This is a genomic window from Rudaea sp. 3F27F6, from assembly GCF_005503555.1.
Lineage (GTDB): Bacteria > Pseudomonadota > Gammaproteobacteria > Xanthomonadales > Rhodanobacteraceae > Rudaea.
Genome location: NZ_SCNG01000001.1, coordinates 1,530,474 through 1,544,775, shown reverse-complemented (window position 1 = coordinate 1,544,775; position 14,302 = coordinate 1,530,474). Strand labels below are relative to the sequence as shown.

General features: G+C 64.8%; 17 protein-coding genes. 9 read left to right on the top strand and 8 right to left on the bottom strand.

Translation table 11 applies throughout. The annotated features are described in order from the left end of the window. Positions 1-9 precede the first annotated feature (9 nt). From FFS30_RS06610 to FFS30_RS06590, 5 genes are all read right to left on the bottom strand, one after another. The gene (locus FFS30_RS06610; RefSeq protein ID WP_137912272.1) at positions 10-684 is read right to left on the bottom strand and encodes an ATP-binding protein; all 675 of its coding nucleotides are present in this window, start codon (positions 682-684) and stop codon (positions 10-12) included. Next, positions 681-1,274 carry a lysophospholipid acyltransferase family protein gene (locus tag FFS30_RS06605; protein WP_137912271.1) on the bottom strand — a complete coding sequence of 198 codons (594 nt, stop codon included), beginning with the start codon at positions 1,272-1,274 and terminating at the stop codon, positions 681-683. The genes FFS30_RS06610 and FFS30_RS06605 overlap by 4 nt, the downstream gene beginning before the upstream one ends. Before the next feature lie 150 nt (positions 1,275-1,424). Next, positions 1,425-1,871, bottom strand: a complete 447-nt coding sequence (gene arfB / locus FFS30_RS06600) for an alternative ribosome rescue aminoacyl-tRNA hydrolase ArfB (protein WP_137912270.1) — start codon at positions 1,869-1,871, stop codon at positions 1,425-1,427. A 2-nt stretch (positions 1,872-1,873) separates the two neighbouring features. Then, positions 1,874-2,671, bottom strand: coding sequence for a hypothetical protein (locus FFS30_RS06595; RefSeq protein ID WP_137912269.1), 798 nt, complete (start codon positions 2,669-2,671; stop codon positions 1,874-1,876). A gap of 18 nt (positions 2,672-2,689) precedes the next feature. Next, entirely contained in the window at positions 2,690-3,979 is a 1,290-nt protein-coding gene (locus FFS30_RS06590) for a 6-phosphofructokinase (protein ID WP_137912268.1), read from the bottom strand. 142 nt (positions 3,980-4,121) lie between these two features. Between FFS30_RS06590 and FFS30_RS06585 the strand changes: the two genes are divergently transcribed. The 8 genes from FFS30_RS06585 (at position 4,122) to FFS30_RS06550 (ending at position 10,245) form a co-directional block, all read left to right on the top strand. Beyond that, complete coding sequence (locus tag FFS30_RS06585; protein WP_137912267.1) at positions 4,122-4,685, top strand: adenylate kinase; 564 nt, start codon at positions 4,122-4,124, stop codon at positions 4,683-4,685. A 58-nt stretch (positions 4,686-4,743) separates the two neighbouring features. Beyond that, positions 4,744-5,085 (top strand): hypothetical protein, encoded by a 342-nt coding sequence (locus FFS30_RS06580; protein ID WP_137912266.1) that lies wholly within the window; start codon positions 4,744-4,746, stop codon positions 5,083-5,085. A gap of 205 nt (positions 5,086-5,290) precedes the next feature. After that, positions 5,291-5,818, top strand: coding sequence for a hypothetical protein (locus FFS30_RS06575; protein WP_137912265.1), 528 nt, complete (start codon positions 5,291-5,293; stop codon positions 5,816-5,818). A gap of 56 nt (positions 5,819-5,874) precedes the next feature. Further along, positions 5,875-7,248 (top strand): UDP-N-acetylmuramate:L-alanyl-gamma-D-glutamyl-meso-diaminopimelate ligase, encoded by a 1,374-nt coding sequence (gene mpl / locus FFS30_RS06570; protein WP_137912264.1) that lies wholly within the window; start codon positions 5,875-5,877, stop codon positions 7,246-7,248. Positions 7,249-7,377: 129 nt separating this feature from the next. After that, on the top strand, positions 7,378-7,911 hold the full coding sequence (locus FFS30_RS06565) for a lipid A 3-O-deacylase (RefSeq protein WP_137912263.1): 534 nt from the start codon (positions 7,378-7,380) through the stop codon (positions 7,909-7,911). Positions 7,912-7,988: 77 nt separating this feature from the next. Beyond that, a complete protein-coding gene (locus FFS30_RS06560; RefSeq protein ID WP_137912262.1) occupies positions 7,989-8,591 on the top strand; it encodes an LON peptidase substrate-binding domain-containing protein in 603 nt (200 codons plus the stop codon). Between the two features lie 123 nt (positions 8,592-8,714). Then, positions 8,715-9,533, top strand: a complete 819-nt coding sequence (locus tag FFS30_RS06555; protein WP_137912261.1) for an NAD(P)-dependent oxidoreductase — start codon at positions 8,715-8,717, stop codon at positions 9,531-9,533. A 127-nt stretch (positions 9,534-9,660) separates the two neighbouring features. Next, positions 9,661-10,245, top strand: coding sequence for a DUF4337 domain-containing protein (locus FFS30_RS06550; protein ID WP_137912260.1), 585 nt, complete (start codon positions 9,661-9,663; stop codon positions 10,243-10,245). A 39-nt stretch (positions 10,246-10,284) separates the two neighbouring features. Here FFS30_RS06550 and FFS30_RS06545 read toward each other — a convergent pair whose 3' ends face one another. The 3 genes from FFS30_RS06545 to FFS30_RS06535 form a co-directional block, all read right to left on the bottom strand. Continuing rightward, positions 10,285-11,040, bottom strand: coding sequence for a hypothetical protein (locus tag FFS30_RS06545; protein WP_137912259.1), 756 nt, complete (start codon positions 11,038-11,040; stop codon positions 10,285-10,287). A 6-nt stretch (positions 11,041-11,046) separates the two neighbouring features. Further along, on the bottom strand, positions 11,047-12,237 hold the full coding sequence (locus FFS30_RS06540) for an SGNH/GDSL hydrolase family protein (RefSeq protein WP_212742413.1): 1,191 nt from the start codon (positions 12,235-12,237) through the stop codon (positions 11,047-11,049). A gap of 95 nt (positions 12,238-12,332) precedes the next feature. Beyond that, positions 12,333-13,127, bottom strand: coding sequence for a YceI family protein (locus FFS30_RS06535; RefSeq protein ID WP_137912258.1), 795 nt, complete (start codon positions 13,125-13,127; stop codon positions 12,333-12,335). Between the two features lie 225 nt (positions 13,128-13,352). On the opposite strand from FFS30_RS06535, the gene FFS30_RS06530 reads away from it, so the two are divergent. Further along, the gene (locus FFS30_RS06530; RefSeq protein WP_137912257.1) at positions 13,353-14,291 is read left to right on the top strand and encodes a winged helix-turn-helix domain-containing protein; all 939 of its coding nucleotides are present in this window, start codon (positions 13,353-13,355) and stop codon (positions 14,289-14,291) included. Positions 14,292-14,302: the final 11 nt, after the last annotated feature.

Below are 14,302 nucleotides of genomic sequence, written 5' to 3'. Positions count from 1 at the left end.
CGTGTTGCCTCAGACTTCGATCAGATCGACATACTCGAAGCGGCCGTCGCGCAGAACGCGCTCGCCGCGCGCGAGCGCGATCGGCTGGGCGAACATCGGCCCGGCATAAACGCAGGTGTGGAACTCGCCGTTCTCACCGCAGGGATCGCACGAGGCGGGCAGATCGGCGAGCAGGGTGGCGTCGAAATCGCACCCGCAGAAATCCGCGTCGATCTGTTGCGTATCCACGCAGCTCAAAATCGCGCGATAGCCGCGCGCAATGAAACGGCGCGCGACTTCGGCGGTGTCTTCGCCCCAGATCGGATAGACGCCGCGCCAACCTAGCCGCTGCAGCAGCGCCTCGCGATACGCGCGCACGTCGGCGAGATAGAGATCGCCGAACGCGATCGCGTCGAGCTTGGGTTCCGTCACCTGCGCCCGCGCCAACGCGTCGGCGAATGCTGCTTCGTAGACGTCGTTGGATGCTTGCGGCGGAATCGTCGCTTCGATCAGCGGAAGGCCCAATGCTTCGGACTGGCGCTGAAGTATCGACCGACGCACGCCATGGATCGCGATACGCTCGTATACGGCAGTGACCGTGGTGAGAAGCCCGACGACACGATAACTGGGATCCGCTCGCAGACGCTCCAGTGCCAGCGTCGAGTCCTTGCCGCCGCTCCAGGCGAGCAGCACCGGCGTGCTCATACGGTGCCGCGGTTCTTGCCTTGGAACGGCACGTAGTATTCGCGGATGCGCGCCATGTCGGCGTCGAGATCGTCGGTCAGCTCGATCAGTGGGCCGAGGCCGATCGTCTTGTCGGGGTAGTGAAAATACAGCAGCTGCACCGGCACGCCGGCGGCGCGCGCGATGTGCCAAAAACCGCTTTTCCACTTCTTCACTTTTTTGCGCGTGCCTTCGGGCGTGATGCCGAGCCAGAGCTTGTCCTGCCCGGCGAACTGCAGGCGCATCTGAGTCACCACGTCGTGCGCCGCCGCGCGGTCGATGCCGATGCCGCCGAGGCCGCGCACGAGCGGGCCGAGCACGCCCTTGGTGTAGTCGTTCTTGATGATGAAGCGGACGTCGACGCGCAGCGCGACCTTGAAGGCGAGTGCCCAGACGCCGTCCCAGTTGGAAGAGTGCGGTGCGCCGATCAGGACGAGCTTCGGCACGTCGGGCAACGTGCCGGTCACGCGCCAGCCGGACCAGCGCAGCAGCGCGCGGCACAACCGGCTGACCAACGACGGCGGAAACTGCGGCGCCTGCGGCGGCACTTGCGGAAATATCGAAGTCGTCACTTAGCCGGATTCCCCTAAAAAGCGTTTTGGCCGCGGATTGCACGGATCGGCACGGATAAAGCAGAACCGGAGAGAGCAAGAGGATTTTGCTTCCTCCGCTTTACTTCTGATCCGAGTACATCCCTGTAATCCATGATCAAAAAGCGCTCTTCAATCATCACCCCAATTGCGTTTCGATCGCTGCTGTTTGTGCGTGCTGCGCAGTCGCTTGGCGTCGAGACGCCGTTCCTTCGAGGCACGCGTCGGCTTGGTCGCGACGCGCTTCTTCGGCACGTAAGCGGCCGCCTGCAGAATCTCGGCGAGGCGCGCGCGTGCGTCCTCGCGGTTCTTCGCCTGATCGCGGAAGCGGTTCGCCTGGATTACGAGCACGCCCTCGGCCGTCAGGCGCCGGTCGCGCCGCGCGAGCACGCGCGCACGCAGCGCCTCGGACAGCGATGGCGAATGCAGCACGTCGAAGCGCAACTCGACCGCCGAGGCGACCTTGTTGACGTTCTGCCCGCCCGGCCCGGAGGCGCGCACGAAGGTCTCGATCAGCTCGTTTTCGGGGATGGACGAGATCGCGTTGGAAGCCGTTGAAGCAGAAGAATCGGATCGCATCGCTACTGAGTGACACGCTTGATCACAGTCGAGGTGTTCGACGGCGGTTTCTTGCCGCGCGCCTGTTCCAGATACATCAACTCTCTGATCGTGTTGGGATTGCCGGGATCGACCTTGAGCGACTCTTCCAGCGCCGCGTCCGCCTCGTCCCACTTGCGCAGATCGATCAATGCAACGCCCATCGACCGCCATGCGCGTGAAAGATCTCTCTTGCGGTTTGCGGTGCTGGTGCAATGTTGCGAATCGACTGCCTTGCGGTTTATCGCCACGGCATCCGCAAGGCGCTGCGGAGATTGTTGGACGATCGTGGCTTTCTCGTTCAGCAGCATGGGGCGATCCGGTTCCAGTGCGAGCGCACGGTCGATATCGGCATCTGCTTCGGCCGCATCTTTGTTCTCAATCGCGAAGAACGCCAGCAAATACCAAGCCTGCGTATAGGAAGGCAATGTCCATAGGATCTTTTTCTTGTATCGCTTGGCATCACCCGGAGAGCACTCGATGAACTCTTGTTGATCCCAATATGCGATGGCGACGCTGTCGGCACCCTCGTTGATCGCCCGCCAGTCTGGAGGCATCGCCGAAACGATCTCGCGCAACATCGCCCTGCCTTCGGCTACCTTGCCCGAATGCAGCAATTCCACGGCTTTCTCGAAACGGGAAACCGCGGCCGTTTGTTCGTTCGGCGGCGCCTGTTGCACGGTGCCGGACAGCTCCGGGCTTGTACTGCGCTTGTCCGCCGACGTTGCACACCCGGCCAAGACCAGCATTGTCCCGGCTATCCAGAAAAATCCATTTCGCATGGGCAGCTCTCCGGAAAATTATTTGTCCGCGATCTCGTACTTCGGCAGCTTCTTCTTCAGCAGCACGCGTTTCAGGCGCACGTATTTCGGCAGGCCCGTTTTCGCGTCGTACGGCGGATAAGCCTCACCGCGGATCAGCGGTTCGAAATAGTTGCGCGCGGCCGTGGTGATGTGGAAGCCGTCCTTGCTGATGAAGTTCGCCGGCAGTTTCTTTTCGATATTGGCGATCTTGGTGATCGGTGCAGGCTCGACCTTCCACTTGAACGGATTCGAGGACGTGCGCTTGATCACCGGCATGACCGCATTTTTGCCGGCGAGCGCGTATTCGACCGCGGCCTGGCCGACCGCGTAGGCCTGTTCCAGGTCCGACTTCGAGGCCAAATGCCGCGCCGAGCGCTGCAGATAGTCCGGCACGGCCCAGTGAATCTTGAAGCCGAGCCTGTCCTTGACCAGTCCCGCGATGATCGGCGCCGCACCGCCGCCGAGCTGGGTATGGCCGAACGCATCGACCACGCCGGAGTCGGTGAGGAACTTGCCGTCCGCCGTCTTCACGCCTTCGGAGACGATCACCGAACAGTAGCCGACCTTGGCCACGACTTGTTTCACGCGAGCGAGGAACTTGTCCTGCTCGAACGGCACTTCGGGGAACAGGATTACATGCGGCGGTGCGTCCTTGCCGTGGCTCGCGAGACCGGCCGCGGCCGCGATCCAGCCGGCATGCCGGCCCATCACTTCCATGACGAAGACCTTGGTCGACGACTCGCTCATCGACTCGACGTCGAGGCTGGCCTCGGTGATCGACACGGCTGTGTACTTCGCCACCGAGCCGAAGCCGGGGCAGGAGTCGGTGACCGGCAAGTCGTTATCGACCGTCTTCGGCACGCCGACCACCTTCAAGTCGTAGCCCAACTCGGCGCTGAGCTTGGAGATCTTCAGCGAGGTATCGGCCGAATCGTTGCCGCCGTTGTATAGGAAGTAGCGGATGTCGTGCGCGCGGCAGACGTCGATCAGGCGCTCGTAGCGCGCGCGGTCCGCTTCGATCGACTTGAGCTTGAAGCGGCAGGAGCCGAAGGCGCCGCCCGGGGTGTGGCGTAATGCCGCAACCGCCGTGCGGTCTTCCTTCGACAAGTCGATCAGTTCCTCGCGCAGCGCGCCGAGAATGCCGTTGCGTCCCGCATAGACCGGAATGCCGCGCTTGCGGCAGGTTTCGATCACGCCGCAGGCGCTGGCGTTGATCACCGCGGTCACGCCGCCCGACTGCGCGTAGAACAGCGCGCCCTTGCCCGACTTGCCCTGCTTTTTGCTCATGGAATCCTCAATGGAATTGGGATAGGAAAACTGCGCGAGGCGCGGAGTTTCCAGGGTTTCATTGACTCGCTGCCGCACTGCCGCTAGGTTAGCCGGACGCAGCTCGCATTGCACCCATCACCTCGCTTTCACCGGATCAGATATGCGCATCGTTTTCTTCGGCCCGAACGGATCGGGCAAGGGTACCCAGGCGACATTGCTCAAGAGCGAACTCGGCATCCCGCATATCTCCACCGGCGACCTGCTGCGCGCCGCGGTCAAGGCCGGCACGCCGCTCGGCGTCAAGGCCAAGGCGGTGATGGACGCCGGCCAGCTCGTTTCCGACGACATCGTTCTCGGCATGCTCGAAGAGCGCATCACCGAGCCGGATGCCAAGGGCGGCTTCATCCTCGACGGCTATCCGCGCAACCTGGCCCAGTGCGCCGCGCTCGAAGACCTGCTCGCGCGCATCGGCCAGCCGCTCGACGTGGCGATCAAGCTCGACGTGCCCGATGCGGCCATCCTCGCGCGCTGCGAAATCCGCTTCGCCGCCGAACACCGTCCCGATGACGACCCGATCGTCGTGCGCAAGCGCCTCGACGTCTACCGTGCGCAGACCGCGCCGGTCGCCGACCATTTCGAGGCGATCGGCAAGCTGCGCCATGTCGACGGCGTCGGCGAGGTGCAGGAAGTGTTCAAGCGGATTTTGGCGGTCTTGCCGAGATAAATAGTGGGGGGTTTTGAGGCCGACTCGGCCGCAGAAGCCGAACATCGCTCGGGCTCGCATGCTGGTTCGCACGCGCGCCGAAATCAGAATATTTTGTCGGATCCAGAAATTTTTCTCGATCGTTATAGTCGTCTTGGCGTTGCTCTTTCCGGTATATATATTCCATCAGTACGGATGGGGCGTGGTGCCAGTCCGCGATCGACAGAGCAACGTCGTTAGTGAGGTGAACGGTTTCTTGTTTTCCTTGCTGTTTTCCGCCTTCGGCGTAGGGATCGGCTCAGGTACCTATTGGGCGGCGAAGAAGGGCCTTGCCTATAGCAACGGCAACGATCCTTATCGTCTCGCAGGGCGGATATATCGTCGCAAAGCGGCGGCACGACGGAAGAAGTTGGCCGGCTGATCGGAACGATATGAGCGGTGCGTGACGATGCCCAGGCATTGCAACCCTCACTTCGCGCACCGAGCGTTGACCAGGCAAATCTTTCGTCAACGGTGATGCCTGTGTTCTCGAACACCAAAGCGGCGTTTGGCCTTCGGCTGCAGAGGATTGAGAGCAAACTGGTACACTCGTGGACCATGTGTGAACTTTGTCCGCGCCTGCTTCCATGTCCTCCGTTGTAGAAACCTTCCGCGATATCCTGCTGCTGCGCCGCGGCCCGCAGGATTTGCCGTATTCGACGCAATTGCTCGTCACCGTCGCGGCGTTGTCCATTGCCGCGCAGTTGCCGGTCGCGTGGATACGCGAGATCAGTGTGGGAATGGTGCTGGTTGGGTCGGCGTTGGCCTTGGCATTCTCGCTTGGCCTGCTGCGCCTGTTGCTGACGCTGCGTGACAAGGGCAGCCGCTTCGTGCAGACCGCGACGGCGTTTGTCGGCTGCGACGTGGCGTTCAAAGTGATGGGCATTCCGGTCGCGCTGCTCTTCGGTACCCCGCCGCAGACTGCCGAGCAGATGACCGGCGCGCAGATGCTGGCCGGCCTGATTGCGCTGCCTTTGCTGATCTGGAAGGTGATGGTCGATGCGCACGTGTTCCGCCACAGCTTGGATATTTCCTTTGGCGGCGGCATCAGCGTGGCCTTGATGTGGATACTCGCGGCAGTCGCTCTGGCCTCGCTTTCCGGAGCACCCGCGTGAGCCGGCACGCCTGCGTTCGCCGTTGAACGCCTAGATCGAGAGCGATCGGCCCAAGCATGAAACTGCATATTCTCGGAATCGCCGGCACCTTTATGGGCGGCGTCGCCGCACTTGCGCGCGAGCTCGGCCACGAAGTCGAAGGTTCGGACCAGAACATCTATCCGCCGATGAGCGACCAGCTCGCCGCGCTCGGCATCGCGCTCAAGCAGGGTTATCGCGCCGAGCATCTGCAGGCGGACGCGGATTCACCGGCGCCCGATCTCGTCGTCGTCGGCAACGCGCTGTCGCGGGGCAATCCGGCGGTCGAATACTTGTTGAACGCGCGCTTGTCCTATGTCTCCGGCCCGCAGTGGATCGGCGATGCGCTGCTGCGCGAGCGCCGCGTGTTCGCCGTCGCCGGCACCCACGGCAAGACCACGACCACGGCGATGCTCGCCTGGATTCTCGAAGCCTGCGGTCGCGAACCCGGATTTCTCGTCGGCGGCGTGCCGGAAAATTTCGGCGTGTCGGCGCGGCTCGGTGCGAGTCCCGACTTCGTCATCGAAGCCGACGAATACGACACCGCGTTCTTCGACAAGCGCTCGAAGTTCGTCCACTACCACGCGCAGATCGCGATCCTCAACAATCTTGAGTTCGACCACGCCGACATCTTCCCCGACGTGGCCGCGATCCAGCGCCAGTTCCATCATCTCGTGCGCACCGTACCGGGCAACGGCCACCTGATCGTCAACGCCGAGGACCGGCATCTCGCCGAAGTGCTCGCGCTCGGCGCGTGGTCGCCGGTGACGACGTTCGGGCTCGACCGGGGCGACTGGCGCGCGCGCCTGATCGTTGCCGACGGCAGCGAATTCGCCGTGATCCGCGCAGGCGAAGAAGTCGGCATCGTGCGTTGGCCGCTGATCGGCCGGCATAACGTCGCCAACGCGCTCGCGGCCCTGGCCGCGGCGCACGCGGGCGGCGCCGACATCGGCACGGCGATCGCGAGCCTCGCCGATTTCCGCAGCGCGAAGCGGCGCATGGAACTCGTCGGCGAAGCGCAGGGCATCAAGGTCTACGACGACTTCGCCCATCATCCGACCGCGATCGCGACGACACTCGCCGGCTTGCGCGCGAAAGTCGGCAAGGCGCGCATCCTTGTCGGCATGGAGCCGCGCTCGAACTCGATGCGCCTCGGCGCACACGCCGACGAACTCGCGCCGAGCCTCGCCGACGCCGATGCCGTCGTCTTCCTGCGCCGCGCGGAGCTGCCGTGGGACGCGGCCAAGGTGACCGACGCCCTGCACGGGCGCGGCCACACAGCGCCCACGGTGGATGCCCTCATCGCCGCACTGCGCGAACAAGCGAAGCCCGGCGACCACGTCGTCTTCATGTCGAACGGCGGCTTCGAGAATGCGCCGCGGCGCTTCGTCGCCGCCGTCGCCGCGAAATAGAAATGTGACGTGACGCACCGTCGGCGATCGTTCGCCATACGGAACAGAGAATTTCTGTACTCGCCAGTTGAAAATTCAGCAAGGTGAATCGATTTCGGCTACGTTCTTTCGCAGCAACCGGATCGACACATGCACGTACTTCTCCACCGACTGCGCGCGCTGGCCGCCGCATCGCTTGCTTTTCTTGCTTTGCCCGCCGCCGCGGCGGAATGGAATTTAGAGGCCGGACGCAGTTTCATGTCCTCGCGCGACGGCACCAACACCGTCTTCGTCGAAGCCGTGTTCGACGAACATCGCTTCGGTGACAGTCGCTTCACCTGGGCGCCCGACGTCAGCCTCGGCTGGATCGAGGGGCGCGGCGACGAACGCCGCCGCGAATCGCGCCGCTACCGCACCGACGACGACGTGCTCCTGCTCGCCGGCGGTGCGCGTTTTCGCTACGGCGGCGCGGACGATTGGTATCGCAATCTGTTCTTCAGTTTCCAGGTCGCCGCGCAGGACGGGCGCACGCGCGCGCTGAGCGACGGCTTCGAGTTCGTCAGCACGTTCGGCTATACCTGGCATCACTTGAGTCTGCAGCTCCGTCACATCTCCGACGGCGGCGCGCGCAAGCCGAACTGGGGCGAGACCGCCGTGCTCGTCGGCGTCGGCTTCGATTTGTAGTGGATGTCCGCGTCGGCAACCCTCGGCGCGCATTGACTCGCGGCAGAAGGTTGGCGCGGGAATGTTAAAGTGGTCGCGTGACTGCTTCCGCGACGCGCATCGATATCCCGCTGTTCCCGCTCAACGCCGTGCTGTTTCCGGGCGGCGAGGTCGCGCTGCGCATTTTCGAGCCGCGCTATCTCGACATGGTGCGCGACTGCGCGCGCGGCAGTTCGCCGTTCGGCATCTGCCTGATCCTCGACGGCGCCGAAGTCGGCGAGCCGGCGACGCCCGCCGCGGTCGGCACGCTCGCGCACATCGTCGATTTTTCGACCACGCCCGACGGCCTGCTCGGCATTCGCGCCCGCGGCGAGCGGCGTTTCCGCCTTGCGCGTTCGCGCGTGCGCGACAACGGCCTCGCCCACGGCGAAGTCGAGGTTTGGCCGGACGAGGACCGGGCCGAAGTGCCGGTCGAATTCCACCTGCTCGCGACGATCCTCGAACGCCTGCTCGAAAAAACCGGCGGCGCGCACGCGAAGGCGCCGCGCGCCCAGTTCGACGACGCCGGCTGGGTCGGCTTCCGCCTCGCGGAACTGCTGCCGCTGGAGAACCGCGAGCGGCAGATGCTGCTGCAGACCACCGACCCGCTCGAAAGGCTCACACAGTTGATGCACACTCTGCCGAGATTCCAGCAAGGTTGATTCAATCCCGCCGTGACGCGCGAGCGGATTCGCTCCAAGGCGCGGGACAGTCGAGTTCGCGCCGTTTCATCGCCGCTTCGCGCGAGACGGATTTTTCAGTTGCACAATCAGAGGACGACAACGATGGCCACGCTGCAAGGCAAGACCCTCTTCATCACCGGCGCATCGCGCGGCATCGGCCTGGCGATCGCGCTGCGCGCCGCGCGCGACGGCGCCAACGTGGTCATCGCGGCGAAATCCGACGTGCCGAATCCCAAGCTGCCCGGCACGATCCATACGGCCGCGGCGGCGGTCGACGCGGCCGGCGGCAAGGGGCTCGCGATCAAGTGCGACATCCGCGAAGAGGCCGAAGTGCGCGCCGCCGTCGACATGACCGCCGCGCGCTTCGGCGGCATCGACATCCTCGTCAACAACGCCAGCGCGATCTGGTTGCGCGGCGCGCTCGACACGCCGATGAAGCGTTTCGATCTGATGGCGCAGGTCAATTCGCGCGGCTCGTTCCTGTGCGCGCAGGCGTGCCTGCCGCATCTGCTCAAGGCGCAGAATCCGCATATCCTGACCCTCGCGCCGCCGCCTTCGCTCGACCCGAAGTGGTGGGCGCCGCACACGGGCTACACGCTGGCGAAAATGGGCATGAGCTTCGTCACCCTCGGCCTCGCAGCCGAGTTCGCCGATCAGGGCGTTGCGATCAATGCGCTGTGGCCGCGTACGCTGATCGCGACCGATGCGCTCAACATGATTCCGGGCGTCGACTCGGGCAACGGACGCAAGCCCGAAATCATGGCCGATGCCGCGCACGCGGTCCTCACCCAGCCTGCGCGTGCGGCGACCGGCCGGTTCTACATCGACGATGAGGTGCTACGCGCGGCCGGCGTCGGCGATTTCTCCGCTTATGCCGTCGATCCGACGAAACCGCTGCTGCCGGATTTGTTTCTCGATTGACGCGCCGTCTTCGCGCTAGCGACGATCGGCACGAAGACTCGCGGTGCGCGGCCGATCGGGCGACTTCTACATTCCTTAACATCGCTCTCGGCAGACTGATTGCCATCGTTCGATAGGGGAAATTGCCATGCCTGAAGAAATCGAAATCGACACCGATAAACTGCACGAAGCGATCCACGAAGAAGTCGAAAAGGAAGGCGGGGAACTGCTGCGCACGATCGCGCTGACGACGGCGCTGTTCGCCGCATTCGCCGCGGTGGCGTCGCTGCTCGCCGGCGGCACGGTCAACGAAGCGCTCGCGCTGAAAACCGAGGCCACGCAGTTGCAGGCGCAGGCATCCGACCAGTGGGCCTACTATCAGGCCAAAGGCATCAAGGCCGTCGTGTTCGAGGCGCAGAAAGGCGTGCTCGCGAGTGCGGACAAGCCGGTGCCGCCCGAGACCGAAAAGAACGTTGCGCGCTACAAGGACGAGCAGCAGGAAGCGAAGAAGAAGGCCGAAGAACTCGAGCACGCACGTGACGAAAAAGGCAAAGAGGCCGACGAGCTGATCCATCAGCATCACTACTTCGCCTATTCGGTCGCGATGCTGCAGGTGGCGATCGCGCTCGGTGCCGTCGCGGCGCTGACGCGCAAGCGCCTCGCGTGGCTCGGTTCGACCGCGCTCGGCTTGATCGGCGCCGGCATCTTTGTCTGGGCGTTGCTTTTGCATTGACGCTTCGGCGGTTTCGGCCGCCGAAACGTGCCTCGCTCGCTAAGCGAACAGAGGCCGCACCGCGGCGATCCATGCCGGCGCGCGCGTGAGAGAAATCCACATTGCCGCTGCCTGGCCGAGGATCAGGATCGGCAGCGCGTACCGATAGACGCGATGGACGCTGCGCGCGACGACGATGTCGTGCGCGACGCCGGCGAGGATCAGCAGATCGACGGCGACGTACCACATGCGGCTCGGCACCAGCCAATGCGGAAAGCGCGCGAAGGCCGCGCTGAGCAGACAACAGGTCGCGATCAGCATCAAGCGTTTGTGGTCGTCCGGCCGGCGGCGCCAGGCGATCGCGAGTCCGAACGCGAGACTAAAGGCGAGCATGTCGAGGCAGGACACGGCGAAGAACGCCATGCCGCCGATACTGCCGGCCGGGTCTTCGGCGATGCCCATGCGCGTGGTGACGATCGCCGTGGCGAGGCCGAGCGGCGGCAGCAAGGTGCCGACTGCGAGACCGCCGAGTCCGAGCCGGCGATGCCAGGCTACTTTGCGCGTCCGCACCAGCGCGGCCTGTGCGATGAACAGCAACACCCAGCTTATCGAAACGGCGACGTGCAGATAGAGGATGGTCGGGCGCGGCGACGACGGATGCAGCAAGCGCGCATCGAGGTTGGGGGCGAAGCCGATCGTGACGACGGCGGCAACGACGATTGCCATGACCAGATAAAAGACATCGCCGCGCGCTTTCGTACGCTTCGACACTGGCGCATCGAGCAGCCGGGATTCCAACAATTCAGACGAGGTCATGGCGGCTCACTTCGCTCCGCTGGCAGTGTCGAAGAGCGACAGCGGAATCGCTTCGGCCAGCGCCGCATAGCCTGAATCGTTCGGATGCAGATGATCGCCGCTGTCGTATCTCGCCAGCAGCCGCGCGGGCCGCTGCGGATCGCGCACGACCGCGTCGAAATCGACGACGGCGTCGAACTCGCCGCTGCTGCGCATCCACGCATTGACCGCCTGACGCGCTGCTTCCTTTTGCGGCGTCGAGGCGCCTGGAAACAAAGTCGCGTTTTCGGCAGGTGTGGTTGTCGTGCCGATGATGCGGATGCCTTTGCGCTTCGCCTGCGCGATCAGTGTGCGATAACCCTTGATCAGGTCCTGTGCCGTGGCGGTCTCGCTCGCCGGTGTGAGTGCGCCCGGAAAGCGCAGATCATTGCCGCCGTTGCGCACGATCACCCATGCGGCGCCAGGCGCGTCGAGCGCATCGCGTGCGAAGCGCACCAGCCCCGCTTCGCCGAGCGCGGCGCCGAAGCGCGCATCGCCGGGGCTGTCGCGCAGCAGGCGATTGCCGATGATCCCCTGGTTGAGCACGCCGATATCACGGCCGGCGCGATGCAGGCGCGCGGCGAGCAGGTCCGGCCAGCGCTGGTTGGCATCCTCGCTCGATCCGTCGCCATCGACGATCGAATCGCCGAAGGCGACGACGCTGGCGGCACGCGCCGTTGCGGCGACGTCGATGCGGGTCAGAAACGGCCATGAATCGATCGTCGCGGCGACTGGAAATTTCGCGGTCGTGGTGGCGTCGCCTGCGGTGGAGACGTAACTCGTCTGCTGCGCAAGCAGGTGCGAGGTGGTCGCCTCGGTTGCATCGGGGAGGAACAGGCTGATCGCCAGGTCGGACAGCGCGGGCACGTCGAGATCGACCACGTCGCTAAGCGCTTCCGCGTGTGCAGGAATCGTCGTCGCGGCTTGGCCGTCGAAGTGCAGTGTCCGGTCCGAAGCCGGATCGATCTCGGCGTCGTGTGTGCGGCGCGCAACATGCGCCGCGCCGATATTCAGCGGACGCTCGCCGTAACGATTCGATACGAGCACGCGGACCTTGTTGCCGGCGACGCTCGTATGCACGATCAGGCGCAGGCTTTGGTTGCGCCACGCAGCGAGCTGGCCGGGCATATACGGCTGCGCCGCGGCGCTCCAGGTGCCGACCCAGTTCGGATCGGACATGTCGGCTGCCGCCGCATCGTGTGCAGTTGTGCCGGCGAGCGGCATCGCTGCGAGTAGAAGCGCAAACAAGCGGCCTGCGCGTGCGCGGGACGATCTCACTGTTTCTTCTCCATACCGTCCATGGTCGCCGAAGTGTTTTCTGCGGCCTGTCCGGCCATGCCCGTGTTCTCGGCTGCGTATTTGGCGAAAGCCGCTTGCTGTGCCGCATCCTTCTCCGCGTCTTCGGCGTCCGCCGCGGCATTTTTGGCGAGGAGGGCCTTCTCTGCGGCGTCTTTGACCGCGCGCGCGGCGTCGGCTTGCAGATGTTTCGCGTAGGCGTTGCTTTCAATGGCCTGGCAGGTGATGCGGATGCGGATCTCGTCGCTCACGAGGTCGACGTATTTGCCCATGCCGAAGTCGGAACGCTTGAGAACCGCGGTCGCTTCGAATCCGGCCATCGTCAGTTCGCTGTAGCGGGGATCGGAGCCGATCTTGTTGACGGTAACCTCGAGCATGACGGGTTTGGTCACGCCGCGCACGGTCAAGTCGCCGCCGACTTTGAGCCGGTTCGGCGCGCCGGCGGTTTCGACCTTGGAACTCTTGAACGTGACGGTCGGGAATTGGGCGACGTCAAAAAACACCGGGTCGCGCAGATAGTCGTCCAACTCAGGCACGCCGGTGTGCAGATGAGTCAAAGCGATCGTGGCACGTACGGTCGACGCCGCCGGATTGGCCGGGTCGAACTGCAGCGCACCCTGGACCAGGCTGAATTGCGCGGTCGGATTGGAGAAACCGAGGTGGTTCCAACTGAGCACGCCCTGGGTATGGCGCGGATCGATCGTGTAGCTGGCCGCTTGCAACGGAAGCGAGGCAAGGGCGAGCATGACGGCGAGGACATGGTGATGCAGCATGGCGGCTCCTTCGTGCGGCCGGCACGGAGCCGGCGGCGGTGGATGGGAAAATGCGCGCCGACTCTGCCTGCGCCGCCACACGGAAGTCCTGAGCGCGGTCTGAAAAACTCTGAAGCCGTCTGAAAACCGCGGTAGGACGCGGGCGATACCGCACCGTTATCGCGTAGCGGCGGCGGCGGTCTCGCTATACTTCGCGCGAATGTTTCTGAGTCCGCACCTGGCAACGTGAACGAATCGGCGAAATTTCCATTGCGCATCGGCGCGTGGCGCGTGGACCCCCTCGCGGGCGAGATGTCGCGCGCCAGCGGAGAAATCGTGCGCGTCGAGGCGCGCACCATGCGTCTGCTGCTTCACCTCGCCGGGCGTGCGGGTGAGGTCGTCAGCATCGACGAACTGCTCGACCGCGTATGGGCCGGCGTGATCGTGACGCCGGATTCGGTCTACCAGGCGATCACCTCGCTGCGCCGCCAGCTCGGCGACGACCCGAAGCGACCGGCCTATATCGCCACCGTGCCGCGGCTCGGTTATCGCATGATCGCCGCAGTCGGCCCCTGGTCCGACGATGACGAGCCGGTGCCGGCCGCCGCGCCACCACTGCCGGAGGCTGCGCCCTCGACGGACGCGCCGCATGCGGCGCAGCCGCCCGTGCGTGCGCGGCGCGTCGTTCCGCTGGTCGCCGCCGCGTTCGCGCTGATCCTCGTCCTCGCCGCGGTCGGTTTGTTGTTGAGCCGTCCGCCGGCAGGCGGCATCGGCGCCGCGAGTGCCGCGCATCCCGCGTCGCCGTCGATCGGCGTGCTGCCGTTTCTCGACCTCACCGAAGGCATGGTCCAGGAAGAGTTCGCCGACGGCATGACCGAGGAACTGATCGGCAAGCTCAGCAAGATTCCGGGCGCGCGCGTACCCGCGCCGACCGCGTCGTTCCATCTCAAAGGCAAGCAGCTCGCGGTCGCCGAAGTCGGCAGGCAGCTCGGCGTGGTCTACGTGCTCGACGGCAGCGTGCGCAAATCCGGCTCGACCCTGCGCGTCGCCGCGCGGCTGATGCGCGCCGACGACGGCTACGTGCTCTGGTCCGAAACCTACGACCGGCCCGCCGCCGACCTGCTGATGATCCAGGACGACATCGCCGGCGAAGTGCAGAAGGCGCTGGCCAAGGCGCTGCGCTGAACGCGGCGATG